At 42.3% G+C, this 16119-nt stretch carries 15 protein-coding genes and 1 tRNA gene; 6 read left to right on the forward strand and 10 right to left on the reverse strand.

What is annotated here, in order from left to right; translation table 11 throughout:
- Window positions 1-94 precede the first annotated feature (94 nt).
- Genes nagA through ELQ35_RS18215 form a run of 3 tightly spaced genes read left to right on the forward strand, consistent with a single transcriptional unit; the run spans window position 95 to window position 2749 of the window.
- On the forward strand, window positions 95-1291 hold the full coding sequence (gene nagA / locus ELQ35_RS18205; RefSeq protein WP_126866628.1) for an N-acetylglucosamine-6-phosphate deacetylase: 1197 nt from the start codon (window positions 95-97) through the stop codon (window positions 1289-1291).
- The gene (gene nagB / locus ELQ35_RS18210) at window positions 1288-2034 is read left to right on the forward strand and encodes a glucosamine-6-phosphate deaminase (RefSeq protein WP_126866629.1); all 747 of its coding nucleotides are present in this window, start codon (window positions 1288-1290) and stop codon (window positions 2032-2034) included. Before nagA ends, nagB begins: the two co-directional genes overlap by 4 nt.
- The gene (locus ELQ35_RS18215) at window positions 2024-2749 is read left to right on the forward strand and encodes a GntR family transcriptional regulator (protein ID WP_126866630.1); all 726 of its coding nucleotides are present in this window, start codon (window positions 2024-2026) and stop codon (window positions 2747-2749) included. The genes nagB and ELQ35_RS18215 overlap by 11 nt, the downstream gene beginning before the upstream one ends.
- 183 nt (window positions 2750-2932) lie before the next feature.
- On the opposite strand, the gene yhbH is transcribed toward ELQ35_RS18215, so the two are convergent.
- On the reverse strand, window positions 2933-4105 hold the full coding sequence (yhbH, locus tag ELQ35_RS18220; protein ID WP_126866631.1) for a sporulation protein YhbH: 1173 nt from the start codon (window positions 4103-4105) through the stop codon (window positions 2933-2935).
- Between the two features lie 312 nt (window positions 4106-4417).
- Window positions 4418-4591: a hypothetical protein gene (locus ELQ35_RS22715; RefSeq protein ID WP_185861825.1), complete on the reverse strand. Its 174-nt coding sequence runs from the start codon at window positions 4589-4591 to the stop codon at window positions 4418-4420.
- 148 nt (window positions 4592-4739) lie between these two features.
- On the opposite strand from ELQ35_RS22715, the gene ELQ35_RS18225 reads away from it, so the two are divergent.
- Window positions 4740-4949 carry a hypothetical protein gene (locus ELQ35_RS18225; RefSeq protein ID WP_126866632.1) on the forward strand — a complete coding sequence of 70 codons (210 nt, stop codon included), beginning with the start codon at window positions 4740-4742 and terminating at the stop codon, window positions 4947-4949.
- Between the two features lie 44 nt (window positions 4950-4993).
- Here ELQ35_RS18225 and ELQ35_RS22720 read toward each other — a convergent pair whose 3' ends face one another.
- From ELQ35_RS22720 to queG, 5 genes are all read right to left on the reverse strand, one after another.
- Window positions 4994-5152 (reverse strand): hypothetical protein, encoded by a 159-nt coding sequence (locus tag ELQ35_RS22720; protein ID WP_185861826.1) that lies wholly within the window; start codon window positions 5150-5152, stop codon window positions 4994-4996.
- Between the two features lie 123 nt (window positions 5153-5275).
- Window positions 5276-7174: a PrkA family serine protein kinase gene (locus ELQ35_RS18230; protein WP_126866633.1), complete on the reverse strand. Its 1899-nt coding sequence runs from the start codon at window positions 7172-7174 to the stop codon at window positions 5276-5278.
- Between the two features lie 530 nt (window positions 7175-7704).
- Window positions 7705-8202: a tRNA (uridine(34)/cytosine(34)/5-carboxymethylaminomethyluridine(34)-2'-O)-methyltransferase TrmL gene (gene trmL, locus ELQ35_RS18235; protein ID WP_126866634.1), complete on the reverse strand. Its 498-nt coding sequence runs from the start codon at window positions 8200-8202 to the stop codon at window positions 7705-7707.
- Window positions 8203-8258: 56 nt separating this feature from the next.
- Window positions 8259-9122, reverse strand: coding sequence for an amidase domain-containing protein (locus tag ELQ35_RS18240; RefSeq protein WP_126866635.1), 864 nt, complete (start codon window positions 9120-9122; stop codon window positions 8259-8261).
- Between the two features lie 85 nt (window positions 9123-9207).
- Window positions 9208-10347: a tRNA epoxyqueuosine(34) reductase QueG gene (gene queG, locus ELQ35_RS18245; RefSeq protein WP_126866653.1), complete on the reverse strand. Its 1140-nt coding sequence runs from the start codon at window positions 10345-10347 to the stop codon at window positions 9208-9210.
- A 109-nt stretch (window positions 10348-10456) separates the two neighbouring features.
- Between queG and ELQ35_RS18250 the strand changes: the two genes are divergently transcribed.
- Complete coding sequence (locus ELQ35_RS18250; protein ID WP_126866636.1) at window positions 10457-11122, forward strand: B3/B4 domain-containing protein; 666 nt, start codon at window positions 10457-10459, stop codon at window positions 11120-11122.
- Window positions 11123-11346: 224 nt separating this feature from the next.
- On the opposite strand, the gene ELQ35_RS18255 is transcribed toward ELQ35_RS18250, so the two are convergent.
- Window positions 11347-13107 (reverse strand): ABC transporter ATP-binding protein, encoded by a 1761-nt coding sequence (locus ELQ35_RS18255; protein ID WP_126866637.1) that lies wholly within the window; start codon window positions 13105-13107, stop codon window positions 11347-11349.
- Window positions 13108-13259: 152 nt separating this feature from the next.
- A tRNA-Gly gene (locus ELQ35_RS18260) sits at window positions 13260-13333 on the reverse strand.
- Window positions 13334-13659: 326 nt separating this feature from the next.
- Between ELQ35_RS18260 and ELQ35_RS18265 the strand changes: the two genes are divergently transcribed.
- The gene (locus tag ELQ35_RS18265; RefSeq protein WP_126866638.1) at window positions 13660-15339 is read left to right on the forward strand and encodes a M4 family metallopeptidase; all 1680 of its coding nucleotides are present in this window, start codon (window positions 13660-13662) and stop codon (window positions 15337-15339) included.
- Between the two features lie 247 nt (window positions 15340-15586).
- Here ELQ35_RS18265 and ELQ35_RS18270 read toward each other — a convergent pair whose 3' ends face one another.
- On the reverse strand, window positions 15587-16111 hold the full coding sequence (locus tag ELQ35_RS18270) for a hypothetical protein (RefSeq protein WP_126866639.1): 525 nt from the start codon (window positions 16109-16111) through the stop codon (window positions 15587-15589).
- Between the last annotated feature and the right edge of the window lie 8 nt (window positions 16112-16119).

The following is a 16119-nucleotide window of genomic DNA, read 5'->3' on the forward strand; positions in this document are numbered from 1 at the left end:
GAAAAGGCACCTATTATGTCCACATGTTGTGGTATAGACAACTATATTTAGTAAATGATAAAATTTCTATGGATTAGAAAGGATGTAAAGCACTGTGAAGCCAAATCAGAAAATTTTACTTAAAAATATCTCTATTTATACCGAGAATATGATAATAGATAATGGATTTATAAAAGTAGAGGATGGAAAAATTAAAGAAGTTGGTTCTATAAACCAACTCTCCAATCAAGAACAATATGAGAATTTTGCACTTCCAGCCCATTTTAAGGTTATCCCCGGGTTTATTGATGTCCATATTCATGGCGTCAATGGCGCAGATACGATGGACGCGTCAAAAGAGGCATTGGAAACTATGTCTACGGCGCTTCCGGAAGAAGGGACAACAAGCTTTTTAGCGACGACAATCACTCAGGAAAGTGAAGCAATTGAACAGGCTTTATTAAATGCCAGTCGCTATATCGAGGATCGCCAATCTCCCGGAAAAGCGGAAATCCTTGGAGTCCATCTGGAAGGCCCCTTTGTAAATCCCAAAAAAGCCGGAGCACAGCCAGTAGAATATATCGTTGAACCAAACCTGGAAACGTTCATAAAATGGCAACAGTTATCAAAAAATACAATTAAACTCGTTACATTGGCTCCGGAACAACCAGGCGGGCTCCAGTTGATCCAATATTTAAAGAAAAATGGCGTCATCGCTTCGATCGGCCACTCTGATGCAACGTATGAAAAAGTGTCGGAAGCAATAGCTGCAGGCGCTACCCATGTAACCCATCTTTTTAATCAAATGACAGGGTTGCATCATCGAGAGCCTGGCGTTGCCGGGGCTGCGCTGTTGAGAGCTGAGTTAAAGGCTGAAATTATTGCCGATGGTGTCCACGTACGCCCGGAAATGGTCAATCTCGTCTATAAACAAAAAGGACAGCATGGACTTATTTTGATTACGGATGCCATGAGGGCAAAGTGTTTAAACAATGGGACATATGATTTGGGAGGACAGGATGTGACCGTTAAGGATGGCAAGGCTGTACTGCGTGACGGAACTCTTGCCGGGAGCATTTTAAAAATGGGCCAGGCTGTTAAAAACATAGTAGCTTATACAGATTGCACACTTGAGAGTGCCATCAAAATGGGATCAGTCAATCCGGCAAAGCAATTGAATGTATTTGACCGCAAAGGAAGCATTGCAGCAGGGAAAGATGCTGACCTTGTCATTTTTGACGAAAATCATGATGTAGTGATGACATTTTGCAAAGGAATGCTTGCTTTTAGTAAAGAGGTGGAACCACAATGAGAATTATCGAAGTAAAAGATTATAAGGCAATGAGTAAAAAAGCAGCTGAGACCATCCTTGAAAAGGTACGTACAAACCCGGCGATTATCCTCGGGCTCGCTACAGGTAATACTCCTGCAGGAACGTATGCAAATTTAATTGAAGATCATAAAACCAATCAAATCTCTTATAAACAAGTCACAACTTTCAACCTCGATGAATATATCGGCCTGGCCGGCGACAATCCCAACAGCTACCGATATTTCATGAATGACATCCTGTTTAATCATCTTGACGTTGAAATGTCCGGAACCCATATCCCCCGCGGTGATACAAAGGGCATTCAAGAAGAATGCCAGCTTTATGAACAATTGATCGAAAACTACGGCGGGATTGACCTTCAGATTTTAGGCCTTGGCAGCAACGGTCATATCGGATTTAACGAACCGGGAACGCCATTCGATTCCAAAACACATATTGTCAATTTAACAGATTCTACCAGAAAAGCAAACGCAAGTTTTTTTGATAAGCAGGAAAACGTTCCTTTTCAAGCAATCACAATGGGCATTGCCACAATCATGCGAAGCAAAGAAATATTGCTTCTTATCTCAGGTGATAAAAAGAAAGAAGCTGTGGATCGTCTTTTGCATGGCGATATCGATGAAAGCTTTCCGGCGTCCGTGTTAAAAAGGCATCCAGATGTTACAATTATCGCTGATGAAGCGGCTCTGGCAAAGGCAAGGAGAAGTTCGCATGATCAATAAAAAATCCCCTATTCCCATTTACTATCAGTTACAAGAACAAATAAAGAATATGATCGAAAAAGGCGAATTAAAGCCCGGTGATACAATCTCTTCTGAAAGACAATATGCAGAGAAATTTAAAATTAGCCGCATGACAATCAGACAGGCACTAACCAAACTGGTCGATGAAGGCTATTTATACCGTGTCAAAGGGAAAGGCACCTTTGTTGCTGAAAGAAAAATTGAACAGCCGCTTCAGGGCCTGACCAGCTTTACAGAAGATATGAAATCGAGAGGAATGAAGCCCGGGAGCAAGCCTCTCAGCTTCGAAGTTATACCGGCAAGCAGTTCGATTGCAAATCACCTTGCCATTCAGGAATATGGACCCGTTTATGAAATCAAACGAATCCGTTTAGCAGATGATGTTCCGATGGCCCTGGAAACAACCTATATTTCCGCCAACCTGATAAAGGGTTTAACCGAAGAAATCATGATCAATCAATCCTTGTACGAATACATCGAGGACCATTCACGTGTAAAAATTGATCAGGCTGAACAAATCATTGAATCTTCCATAGCAGATCAAATGGAGTCACAATATTTGAAGATAAAAAAAGGATTGCCGGTCATGCTAATCCAAAGAAAATCTTTTTCTGAAGACGGTACCCCGATTGAATTTGTTAAATCTGTGTACCGCGCCGACCGTTACAGGTTTATGATTCATATGAAACGGTGACGTCTTGCTCGAGGTTGAGCAATGTTTGAGTTGTATTTTACAAATCAGGAATTTACGGACAGTTATCGGTCAAAATCCCGTTAATGTGCGATAAATATAAGGGCCGGATTCCTTTGTTGGATGATTAAAACTATGCAGCTTAATGACCAAATAATAAAAGCCAGCCCTGCGGCTGGCCTTTATTTACGCATACTGCTTATTGTCTTCGTTCTTAAAAAAGCTCTTCATCGCATGGAATACGTCAGCTTTTTGCTTTAAAATATAATAGCGGAATTTCTCATTATTGATGTTCTTATAGGCACCCATAAGTGTAGAGTGACGGTTGTACTGATTGACTTCGCCGTACCCAAACATATTCGATACCTTCATTAGCTGTTCCACAAGCTTGACGCAGCGGGCATTGTCGGATGTCAAATTGTCACCGTCGGAAAAATGGAATGGATAGATATTATACTTCACTGGATCGTATTTGTAATCAATCAGCTCCAGGGCTTTCCTGTAAACCGATGAACAAATGGTTCCCCCGCTTTCCCCTTTAGAAAAAAAGTCCTCTTCCGGGACGACCTTCGCCTCTGTATGATGCGCGATAAACTCAATCTCGACTGTCTCATATTTAGTTCTCAAGAATCTGTTCATCCAGAAGAAAAAGCTGCGCGCCATGTACTTCTCCCAAATTCCCATAGATCCTGAAGTGTCCATCATCGCCAGCACCACTGCTCTAGAGTCCGGTTTGGTGACTTCACTCCATGTCTTAAACTTCAAATCCTCCTGATAGATCGGATGGAATCCAGGTGTACCGGTCAGGGCATTGCGCTTGAAAGCAGATATCATTGTTTTCTTTTTATCGATGTTGCCCATAAGTCCGGTTTTGCGGATATCATTAAATTCGATATGCTCGACCGTGTTTTCAGCTTGCTCCTTGCGCTGTAAGTTCGGCAGCTCAAGCTGGCTGAATAATGCTTCTTCAAGTTCCATCATCGAAACCTCTGCTTCATAATAATCTTCACCGGCCTGGTCACCCGCTCCTTGCCCTTTTCCCGGACCTTTCTGCTGGGAATCGGATCCGTCCCTGGCAACTACATCCCCCACCTGGCTTTCTCCGTCTCCCTGTCCGACGTGCTTATTCTTGTCGTAATTGTACCTTATCTTATATTCATCCAAAGAGCGAATCGGAATTTTGACAACATCACGTCCATTTGACATGACAATGCTTTCTTCTGAAATTAAATCCGGCAGATTGTTTTTAATCGCTTCTTGAACCTTTTCCTGATGACGCTGCTGGTCGTCATAGCCTTTGCGGTGGAGGGACCAATCTTCTTTCGAAATCACATACTGATGATTGTTCTCTTCTGACATGTTCTTCCCCTCCTTATTTTTTTGCACATTCTTTCATGATCACGCATACGATGTGGTAATGTGAAAATTCCCTTAAAAAAGGTGTTTCAATGGTTTTCGTTTTCATACTTATTTTCTATAGGTTAATCCAGGGCATTTCCCTTGGCAAAGTTACAGTTTATTAAGAAAAGTATTACTCTATCATATGCAGAGATAGAGGATAATTTACAAAAATTTTGACAATGGGCGCTCGTCCACAAAAAATAGGACAATCCTGATTCCAGGTTCAATCATTATGAAAATAAAAAAAAGCCTCCAGACCTGGAGACTTGTTTATTCCTGTTCAACTTCTTCATGCTGTACTGTACCGGGGTGCTTATCCGATTCTTTTAATTCTTTATTTGTTCTTAAATGTTCCATTTGCTTACCGAGGTCCTTCATCTCTTCCAAATCCTTCGCCATAGAGCTGTTTTCTGGTACATGTTCCTTTTTGAGTTCTTTATCCATTATAAATCACCTCTACCAATCTTTACCCCAAACTAGAAGTCAATAAACAAGGTAAGACCAAGATTCAATTCGTTTTACATAACTCCTGTTGACCGGGGTATAGATAAAACAAGCCATTTTTTCAAAGGAAAAAAGGAGGAATACAGGAATGGATAGTACAACGATTTATGTAAAGGAAGCTATTTCAAGCGGAGCGATCCAGACGCTAGAGTCACTACTGCTGCAAAGTGAAGGAATTGAACGGGCAATTGTGGATACTGATGACGGGGAAGTGAAAGTGGAATTCGACCGAAATAAAATTTCCCATGATCAAATCATTTTAAAGCTTGAAGAACATGGATTGAATGTCACCAAATAGCGGAGGCCTTCGTTTTTTTAAAACCCTGTCAGTAGACAGGGTTTTTAGCTTGGCTCAACCTCGTCCAACGACAAAGTAGTCACATTTGTATATTCATCCTTTTCAATTTCCTCTTCTGTAGCACTTTCGTTTAGCTCATCTTTATAATCAAAACCGGGAGCTACCGTACTTTCTGTCTCCTGTTCCGGATTCTTCTTTTCCAAGTAAACCGCCTCCTCACTTACCTTCCCCAGAGATGGAGGATGTATTCAAGCAGATGATGCAAGAATTCTTTTAATAAAACTAAAAAACTGTTGGTCTTATCCCAACAGCTTTTTTTCAGCTTATTACCGATTCAACAAACTTCCTACATACCGCAGCAGTTCATTCGCAGAGGTAGAATTGTATCCATGCTCTTCAACCAGCCTTGCAACAACTTCATTTACCTTCTTAAGCTGTCTTTCATCTGGAGTTTTTGTGGATGTCGTAATTTTCACAACATCTTTTAAATCGGCGAACAATTTCTTTTGAATCGCTTCGCGCAGACGGTCGTGTGAATTGTAGTCAAAACGTTTTCCTTTTCTTGCATAGGCAGAAATACGGATCAAAATTTCTTCACGGAATGCTTTTTTCGCATTTTCGGAAATACCAATCTGCTCCTCGATGGAACGCATCAGCTTTTCATCCGGTGAGATTTCCTCCCCTGTCAACGGATCGCGGAGTTTTGACTTGTTGCAGTAAGCTTCCACATTATCAAGGTAATTGTCCATAAGCGTTTTGGCCGATTCTTCATACGAGTATACAAAGGCTTTTTGCACTTCATTTTTCGCAATTGCATCATATTCCTTACGTGCCAGCGAAATAAAATTCAAATAGCGTTCCCGAAGCTCATTCGTAATCGAAGGGTGCTGGTCTAGGCCCTCCTTCAATGAGCGCAGAACATCGAGTGCATTGATGGATGGATTATCTTCTTTACGGATGATTGTCGACGAAATCCGGTTAATCACATAACGCGGATCGATGCCGCTCATTCCCTCGTCCTGATGTTCTTTTTGCAGTTCGGTAATATCCGCAGAACTATAACCTTCCACGTTTTCCCCATCATACAGGCGCATTTTTTTCACAAGATCGATATCACCCTTTTTCGGATCCTTCATTCTCGTCAGGATGGTGAACATCGCCGCCACCTTTAATGTATGCGGGGCAATATGCACATTTGCAACATCACTCTCGCGGATCATTTTTTCATAAATTTTTTCTTCTTCCCTTACTTTCAGGTTATACGGAATCGGCATCACGATAATCCTTGAATGAAGCGCCTCGTTTTTCTTATTGGCAATGAACGATTTGTATTCCGTTTCATTCGTGTGAGCGACGATGAGCTCATCCGCGGAAATTAACGCAAACCTTCCCGCTTTGAAATTCCCTTCCTGTGTAAGCGAGAGCAAATGCCATAAAAATTTCTCGTCACATTTGAGCATTTCCTGGAATTCCATCATGCCGCGGTTGGCCTTGTTGAGTTCACCATCAAAGCGGTAGGCGCGCGGGTCTGATTCAGAACCATATTGAGCAATCGTCGAAAAGTCAATGCTTCCCGTTAAATCAGCAATATCCTGTGATTTCGGATCGGATGGGCTGAATGTTCCAATCCCGACACGTTTATCCTCCGACAAGAATACCCTTTCAACTATCACGTCTTCGATCCTGCCGCCGTATTCTTTTTCCAGTCTCATGACATTGAGCGGTGATAGGTTGCCTTCGATTCTGATTCCATATTCCTCGTGAAAGTCCTGTCGTAAGTAAAGCGGAATGAGGTGGAGCGGATCCTCGTGCATCGGACAGCCCTTTATGGCATAAATCGCTCCTTGATTATTCTGTGAGTAGGATTCCAATCCCCGCTTTAGCATTGCCACTAGCGTAGACTTTCCTCCTGAAACAGGTCCCATTAAAAGCAGGATTCTTTTTCTGACATCGAGCCTTTTGGCGGCAGGGTGAAAGTATTCTTCCACCAGCCTCTCAAGCGATTCCTCAAGGCCAAAGAGCTGGCCGCTGAAGAAATTGTAATTGCGGGTTCCATTGACTTCTTCTGTTCCGGCGTCTTTGATCATGTTATAAACGCGTGAATGTGCAGATTGAGCAACCAATGGCTGTTCTCTTATAATTTCTAAATATTCTGCAAAGGTGCCTTCCCATTTCAGCTTCTGTTCATCTTCTCTGTACTTCTCAATCCTCTTCAATATATCCATTTAAGGAACCTCCCCCTGTAGCTTTCAGAGTTGTTACTATATCTATGCTTCAATTTGCCTGAACATGTTAGATAATGAAAAGGGAAATTTGTGGACAAAAAACATTCGTTTTCATTCACAGACATACTAAGTTGGGGTATAATACTTTTAATAGTAGAATTAGGGTAAATAGAGGAAAGTCGATGTTTGCCACGACCTGTGCAAGCAAAAAGGAGGGCTACATAATGGGTACAGTCATAATTATTGCTGTTGCTATTACATTTTTAACTGCCATTTTCACTGGCGGGTACAATGATAAACCAAGTGTTAAGTAACAAGTAAGAAAGCTGCCAGTGTGGCAGCTTTCTTACTTGTTGTCGCTTATTAAAACCCTAACAGCCTCTCCTCATAGGATCGAACAGAGCATCCGTTCGATTACTTCGTTCATCATTCTTCACCTCTTCATGTATTCTTCCCTCTCTCCATTTGGGACAAAGCAAAAAGCAGGCGGACAGACAGAAAAAGCAACAGAGAATTCCCTGCTGCCTTCGCTATAGATTTCCTTTTATCTCTAAGTCACGGAAATTCTGCTGTCTAAGTGCTTCATACACAAGGATGGCTGCTGTATTGGACAAGTTTAGCGAACGGACATTGCCGGTCATAGGGATACGCAGGCAGCGATCCATCTGTTCATGGATTAAATCTTTCGGGAGGCCGGTTGTCTCACGGCCGAACAAGAAGTAATATTCCTTATCCCTGTCACTGTAATCAAAAGTCGTATGCGGCTTTTCGCCAAATTTAGATAGGTAGAAGAATTCCCCGCCTTGATTCTTTTCAAAGAATTCCTCCAACGAATCGTAATAGGTGATATTTACGTATCCCCAATAATCCAGTCCTGCCCGTTTCAGCATTTTATCATCCGTTGAAAAACCCAGCGGACGGATCAAATGCAGTACCGTATCAGTCGCCGCACATGTACGGGCGATGTTCCCTGTGTTGGAAGGGATTTCAGGCTGATATAAAACCACATGTATTGCCACTATTTTCACCTCGGATATAAACTCTACATGCTATTATATCATTAATAGCCTTAGCATAAAAAACCTTAGTTTCCATCGAGAATAGTATAGTATTTGTATCGGATATTCGGTGTATAGGCCGTTGAATCCTCATATGCCCAATAGCGCCGCCGGCTGTTTGTCGTATGGGCATTGACGAGCGGCATTCCATTCTGGTCCTTCCCAGTCACAATGGTATTATGATCAAAACGGCCGTCCCCTTGAAAATCGTAGCAAATGATATCCCCGAGCTGCAGCTCCTGCGGTGATCTGACTTGTTTTGTTCGTATTCCCTGTCCTTTTGTCAGTATCAGCATCAAAGAATTAGCGGTCGTCCAGCTGTAACTCCAGCTATTCTTTCCTATCCACCAGCCCTTCGACTTATTAGGGGCTCCCCACATCGGGATTCCTCCTGCATGCAAACATTGCGAGATAAAATTGGTACAATCATCTTGAAACTTCTTGTATGCCGGATTAAACTCATTCCACCATCTTTCCGCGTATTGAACGGCCTTCAAATGGTTATACGTATAGGACGCCCTTTCACCTGGAACCGTGAGATCAAGTTCACATTCAGGAGTAAGTGTTTCTGTTTTTTGTCTCTTTTCGATATCTTCCACTAACGTTCCATTAACGAACCGGCCTGTGCGATACTCAATACCTTCTTCATCATAAAAAAGTTCATTCTGCCTCAAAAAAAAGTGAAAATGAACCATATAATCAAGCGATGTTTCCTGATTATGTTTCTGCTCCGAGATCACATGCGCAGCCGCTTTTACCTGGACAATTTCTGCCTCTCTTTGCCTTAATGATTGCAGCTTCCTTGCAAGCTTTTCATCCGAAATGTGGCCGTCATCAGAGACGAATTGATCAACTCTTTCCTTTAATAAGGTCTCTAGCTGTTGTTTCAAGGTTAGCCCTCCCCATTTAATTCCTTCTTTATATCTATGAAAGAAGGGCCCGTATCAAAACAAAAACCCGGCATAAGCCGGGTAATCATTGTGACGCTTCTTGTAGCTGCAAGCCTTTTCTAATTTCATTTATTACTTCCTGGTCATTTTCCGCTTCCAGAGCTAGATGCAATTCTGCTGCTGCTTCCTGCCCGCCGATTTTGCCGATGGCCCAAGCCGCAGTTCCCCTGATTACAGGCCTTGTATCTTCCTTCATGACTTTAATGAGATCAGGCAAGGCTGTTTCATCTTTATAATGGGCCAGTGCAAGGATGGCATTGCGTTGGATCGGCTTCTTCCCTCTCCACGATCCGGACACATGGCCGAACTTTTCTTTAAACTCTCGATTGCCGATTGAGAGAAGGGGTTTTAGCAATGGCTTGGCGATCTCAGGATCTGGTTCTGTTTCCGGGTGAAAATGAAAATCCTTTCTCTTATTTTCTGGACATACAGTCTGGCACGTATCACAGCCGTAAAGCCGGTTTCCTATCTTCGTACGAAATTCATCGGGTAAAAAACCTTTTGTCTGCGTCAGAAATGCGATACAGCGCTGGGCATTCAGCTGGCCGCCCGCAACCAAGGCCCCTGTCGGACATACATCAATACATTTATTACATGCACCGCAACGATCCTCCATCGGTGTATCCGGTTCGAACGGAAGACTAGTGATCATTTCTCCCAGGTATACATAGGATCCGAATTCCGGTGTAATAATCGAGCAATTTTTCCCGCTCCAGCCAATCCCGGCCCGCTCCGCGACAGCACGGTCTGCGAGCTCCCCTGTATCGACCATCGACTTGGTCACCACTTCCGGAACTTTGCTGTTAATGAATTCTTCAAGCTGCTTTAATCTATCGCGAAGGATGACGTGATAATCCGTCCCCCACGACGCGCGCGCAAAAATTCCGCGCCGCTCGCCCCTTTTGCTTTGCGGGGCATCCTTCATCTTAGAAGGGTATGCAATCGCTATCGATATGATTGAACGCGGCTCCGGAAATATCTGCTCGGGGTGAACCCTTTTATTAATATCAGGCTCTTCAAATCCTGATTGGAAACCAAGCTCAGCCTGGCGAATCAGCCTGTTCTTCATTTCGCTGAACGTATCCGCAGTTGTAAAACCGATTTTATCAATGCCGATTTCCTTGCTATATATAATGATTTCTTCTTTCAATTTTTGATAATCCATCATGTCAACCTCCTTCCCCCTTTAAAATCAGAGAAGTTTCGCTTATAGTTGTTATAAACCATTGTTATCTATGATAAACGATTTTTACTCATTTTTGGAGGTGAAACCATTGGAAACTTCGATCCACCCTTCTCTGTGCAGCAAATTGCCAGACTTTAAAGCTGGAGTGATTACATACCATAATATAGAGGTTGGCGATTCACCGCAAATGGTAAAAGGAAGGCTGCAATTGTTTCAGGAGTCAATCTTTTTTGATTTGCAGGAAAAAGAATTAACCGATTTCACAGGCATCAAAGAATGGCGACAGGTTTTCAAAGCAGCCGGAACCGATCCTTCCCGGTACCGTCCATCAGCTGAGGCGCTTTACCGCAGGATCAAAAAACAAAACTACTTACCCTCTGTTAACTCGGCGATTGATTTGAATACCTTTTTCTCGCTGCAATATGAAGTGCCGATTGGTATATATGATACTGAACATATCAGCGGAGATACAGTAATCAAAATCGGTGGATCAGAAGACGAATATACCGGCATCAATGGCAGAATGAATTCAATGCATAATATGATTACCTCTGCCGATGACAAAGGCCCGTTTGGCAGTCCTTTTGTCGACTCGGCACGGACAAAGGTAACCGAGCAAACAAAACATGCTGTCCAGATCATTTATTTAAGGCCCTCGATTACAAAACAAGAAGCCGTCAAACTAACTGAATCATTAATGGATATGTTCATTCAGATTCACGGCGGCGAAGCATCTTTGCAGGTGATCACATAGACGACGAAACTAGAAAACTGAACTGACGTCGGGGTTCCTTTTTACTAAGGGACTTGCGCTGTCTTATTCTTGATCAATTTGGTTGAAATCCTAGCCAGTTTCGTTGATTTATTGTCCTGAAGCCATATTTGGTTGAATTCTTGCCCAGTTTCGTTGAATTCCCAGTCGGTTTGGTTGAATTCATCCGCAGTTTGGTTGAATGAATAGCCGGGACCCTTATTTGGTTAGATTCCCGAATCCGTGTTGATTCTTAATTGTTGTTTTGCAAGCTTTTGATACAGTTCATGGCTTTCAAGAAGCTCTGCATGTGTTCCCTTCCCTGTTATCCTGCCATTTTCAACAACGAGCAGCTGATCAGCTTCGATAACAGTAGAAAGACGATGGGCAATGATTAACGTAGTCCTTCCTTTCATCAAGTTTTTAACAGCATTCTGCACCAACAGCTCTGATTCGCTGTCAAGATTGGATGTCGCTTCATCGAGAAGAAGGATTTTTGGATCCCTTAGAATTGCCCTGGCAATCGCTATTCGCTGCCTTTGTCCCCCTGATAGCTTCACGCCCCGCTCGCCAACCTCGGTTTTGTAGCCATCCGGCAGTCCTGAAATAAATTCATCAGCATTTGCCATTTTCGCTGCGGAAACCACTTCTTCGTCCGTCATTTTACGCTCTACACCATAACAAATATTATCTTTGATCGTTCCCGTCATTACCGGGCTGTCCTGTGAAACGTACCCTATTCGCGATCTCCAAACCGAAAGATCCAACTCCCTGATTGGAACCCCGCCAATGTCAATCGTCCCCTGTACAGGATCATAAAATCGTTCAATCAAGGAAAAAATCGTTGTTTTCCCGCCGCCGCTCGGCCCCACTAAAGCGATCGTCTTATTGGAGGGAACCGTAAAGCTAACATTGTTTACGATCATTTTAGAATGATTGTAAGAAAAAGATACGTCCTGAAAAGACAAGTCCGCATTTAAAAAGGTGTTCGATTTCCCTTCATACTTTTCAATCGGAAGTGCCAGCAGCGTCTGAATTCTGTCCGTGGCACCCAGCGCTTTTTGGAACGCCGTAAAGAAGGAAGCCATCTGGCTGAATGGCACAACAATCTGAAACATATAAATGATGATTGCCACCAGGGTACCTGCAGTCAACTGTCCTGAGGCGACACGCACTCCGCCGTAGCCAATCAAAATAACCAGGATGACCATCATGATCGTGGTCATGAATGGGGAAATGACTGCTTGAATTCTTGCTTCCTTAAGACCATAAAGGAATAGTTGCTGAACACCGTGAAATCCCTTTTCCCTTTCCAAACCTTCGCCATTATAAGATTTGACAAGCCGGATTTCACTGAGCACCCTGCCAAGATTGCCGCTAAATGCCGCCATTTCATCCTGTGTCTGCCTGGAAACCTTGTACATCTTCCTGCCAAGCGGCATGATAATCAATAAGGAAAGCGGAACAATGCTTAACATAATTGAAGTCATTTTCCAATCCAGTATAAAGAGTATAATGATCGATCCAATAATGGAGATAATCCCTGAAATGAACGTAACCAAATGATTAGTGATCACCGTCTTGATTGTATTGGTATCCTGCGTAATCCGGCTCAGCGTTTCCCCGGACTGGTTGGAGTCAAAGAAGGAAACGGGCAAATGCAGAATATGTTTCCATAGCTTTCGGCGAATGCCTGCGATGACCTTTTCACCGATATAGGTCAAGAAATAAAAAGAAAACCCTCCCGCCAAAGTCTGCGCAATAAAAGTCCCGACGAGCAAAACAATGACACTAGTCTCCACTCCACTTCCCGACATCATGTCCACAAGCCTTTTTGTAAAAAGCGGAACAACTAGAGCAGCCGCTGTTTCAAGCAGACTCAATATAAGTACTGCTGCAATAATCATCACCGGCGGTTTCTCTGAATTCAACAAATTGAAAAAAGGCTTCCATTGAACCCGTTCTCCAGTCTCTTTCCTGCCCTTCATAAACAATCCCGCCTAATTATAGATTTATATGAATAGATAAAGTTCTCTTTTTCATTACAAAAAGCATACCACAAAAAGTGATATGCCTAATAATTTAAAAAACGCAATGCCTCGTTCTCTTATGTAACGAAACACTGCGTTGTGATTATGTATGGAGCGGGTGATGAGAATCGAACTCACGACATCAGCTTGGAAGGCTGGGGTTTTACCATTAAACTACACCCGCATCTTACTAAATATTTTGTCGAAATTTGTTTTCCTTATCGATAAAATTTATTATATACCCTCTTTTTCATTTACACAAGCTTAATATAAAAAAAGTTTTACTTTCTTTAAAAAAATATAATTATTTTTTACTGATATACAACCACTATATGCATTGTCCTAAAAAAAAGACAAAAAAACTAGGTAATTTTCCCGAGGCCATAAAAGTTATTCGGGTCCCTCAACCCGTTTTTAACAAAAAGAAATCTTCTTAAAAATAATTCGAAAGTTCCTATTTTTATGAAATATTTCGGGTTACGATATATGTACTTGAGTAGGAGGGATATAATGGTCAAAAAGTTAGTCATTCCCATGGTATTAACAGTCTCATTGTTTACTGGTGCAGCTCTTCCTGCCACTACGTCTGCCATTCAACCGGACGAACAGATCACATCTTTACAGAACTCCAGTCCAAAACACCAGTCCGGACAAAACATATTTAAGAAACATGTCGGAAATATTAATGCTTCTAATGCAGATGCTATTACTTTCATTGAACAAAACAAGGACAAGCTAAATCTAGAAAACCCTGGCAACAATTTAAAAGTAAATAAAAAAGAAAAAGATCAATTCGGAATGACCCATACCCGCCTTCAGCAAACCAAGAACGGGGTGCCGGTAGAAGGCTCGCATTTGATTGTCCATTATAACGAGAAGGGCGAGGTCAAGACAATCAACGGACAATATTATAATGAAATCGAAGAAAGTAATTTGGATACCACACCAACGATTCAAGCAGACGAAGCATTAAAAAAAGCCAAAGCAGCCATTGATGCTCCAAAGGTCCTCGATTATCCACCAACTCACGAATTAGTCGTCTATCCATTTGAGGATCAAAATCACCTTGCCTATAAAGTCAATCTGAACTTTCTAGGGACCGAGCCAGGTAACTGGTTTGTTTTCATCAATGCAAAAACAGGCGAAGTCATTGATCAGTATAATGGTTTAATGCATGCAAATGAATACAAGCCAATTAAAGGAAAAGGTACAGGTGTTTTAGGCGCAAGCCGGGACTTGCATCTATCCCATAAAAATGAGCCCGGCAGCGGTGAAGGCACACAGTTTTTCCTTTATGACATCTCTCATGATGGATTAGAAGGAATGTCTACATACGATTTTAAAAACCAGTGGCAAGCCAGTACAATCTCCCTTCCCGGCGTGCTCTTTGCCAAAAAGAACAACACCTGGAATGAGGATTACGACAGAGCCGCTGTAGACGCCCATTATAATTCCGAAAAGGTGTATCACTATTATAAAAATCAGCATGATCGAAACTCCCTCGATAATAAAGGGATGGAAATCATCTCCACTGTGCATTACGGTGAAAATTATAATAACGCCTTCTGGAATGGCCGCCAGATGACCTATGGCGATGGCGATGGAAAATTCATGCATACCTTATCTGCCGGCCTTGATGTTGCTGCTCATGAAATGACGCATGGCGTTACCAATTTTACCTCTGGGCTAAAGTATCGAAACCAATCCGGAGCATTAAATGAGGCATTCTCCGATATCTTCGGAGCACTTGTCGATGAAGACGATTGGGAAGTCGGCGAGGACATTATGGCAGTTGAAGCTGTTGCTGGCGGCCGTGATGCATTACGCAGTCTGAGCAATCCAAGCAAATATCCTGTTAACGCTCAATACACACCATATGGCAACGGCAGCGGTAAGTATCCAAAGCATATGAATGAATTCTACCACCTTCCGCTTAACCTTGATAACGGAGGAGTCCATATTAACTCTTCCATCATCAACCATGCAGCTTATCTTGCAGGCATCCAAATTGGAAAAGAAAAACTTGGAAAGATCTATTACCGAGCTCTCACTCATTATTTAACACCTGACTCTAATTTCAGCGATGCCCGTAAAGCCCTGCTATCCTCAGCAACTGATATTTATGGAGAAAACAGCCCGGAATCACAAGCAACCGAAGATGGCTTAAACCGGGTAGGGATTACACAATAAAACAGCAGAAGCGGCCCCTGGCATCAGCCGGGAACCGCTTTATTTTATATGTTCATCAACTTCTAAAATGAAGCAAATTCCATATTCGCAATCCCTTCTGAATTGCTCGTAACTACCTTCCGAATACCTTGCGAAAGCTTCGCAACCCTTAATCCAATAATACATCCGGAGAAATAATTTGCTGATTCCTTTACTTCCCACTGTATTGTAATCAAAGAGAACCTTGTTTCAGTTTGGTATTTGTTCATTAAAAGATTTGAACATCGGGATCAGCAGTATGATGCTGCGGCGGGAATATGAATGCTTCTAAATATGGAGATGAAATCTTACGATGCAAATAATTGTAGATAGTTTCAGTAGCAAATCTTCTCGCTTCTTCTACAGTGCGTTTCCCTGTAGAGATTTCATGTAACAAATTGATGTTCAATGTATTAAATTCTTCTTTATCACATACGGCAGAAACTTCACCTTTAGTCCGGTCAGGATACGTGCTGCCGTCAAACTTGGCAATGTCATCGAATTTATTTATAGGGGTCTTATAGTCAATCACTTGTTCAAGGAAATCAGGATGGGTGGTCGGAAAGTGGTGTGGCACAGCGTCTCGGTGCACTATGGTTCGTTTCCATCGCCCGTTATTATACCAAATCAACCTGCTTATTGTAGCTTCTTGAGGATAACTGTACTTTTTTATCATCTTCAAAGCACTCTTTCGTTGAGGCCTTTCCCAGGTGTTTAAAATTTGCTCTATATATGATTTATCCTGTTCATTCATTTCGATTC

The organism is Peribacillus cavernae (genome assembly GCF_003989135.1).
Lineage (GTDB): Bacteria > Bacillota > Bacilli > Bacillales > DSM-1321 > Peribacillus > Peribacillus cavernae.

Coding starts and splice junctions, on each gene's coding strand:
- ELQ35_RS18270 (WP_126866639.1), bottom strand. CDS start 16,111: ATGAATGAACAGGATAAATCATATATAGAGCAAATTTTAAACACCTGG.
- queG (WP_126866653.1), bottom strand. CDS start 10,347: ATGGATTATCAAAAATTGAAAGAAGAAATCATTATATATAGCAAGGAA.
- yhbH (WP_126866631.1), bottom strand. CDS start 4,105: ATGTCAGAAGAGAACAATCATCAGTATGTGATTTCGAAAGAAGATTGG.
- nagB (WP_126866629.1), top strand. CDS start 1,288: ATGAGAATTATCGAAGTAAAAGATTATAAGGCAATGAGTAAAAAAGCA.
- ELQ35_RS18215 (WP_126866630.1), top strand. CDS start 2,024: ATGATCAATAAAAAATCCCCTATTCCCATTTACTATCAGTTACAAGAA.
- ELQ35_RS18225 (WP_126866632.1), top strand. CDS start 4,740: ATGGATAGTACAACGATTTATGTAAAGGAAGCTATTTCAAGCGGAGCG.
- ELQ35_RS18230 (WP_126866633.1), bottom strand. CDS start 7,174: ATGGATATATTGAAGAGGATTGAGAAGTACAGAGAAGATGAACAGAAG.
- ELQ35_RS18255 (WP_126866637.1), bottom strand. CDS start 13,107: ATGAAGGGCAGGAAAGAGACTGGAGAACGGGTTCAATGGAAGCCTTTT.
- ELQ35_RS22715 (WP_185861825.1), bottom strand. CDS start 4,591: ATGGATAAAGAACTCAAAAAGGAACATGTACCAGAAAACAGCTCTATG.
- ELQ35_RS18265 (WP_126866638.1), top strand. CDS start 13,660: ATGGTCAAAAAGTTAGTCATTCCCATGGTATTAACAGTCTCATTGTTT.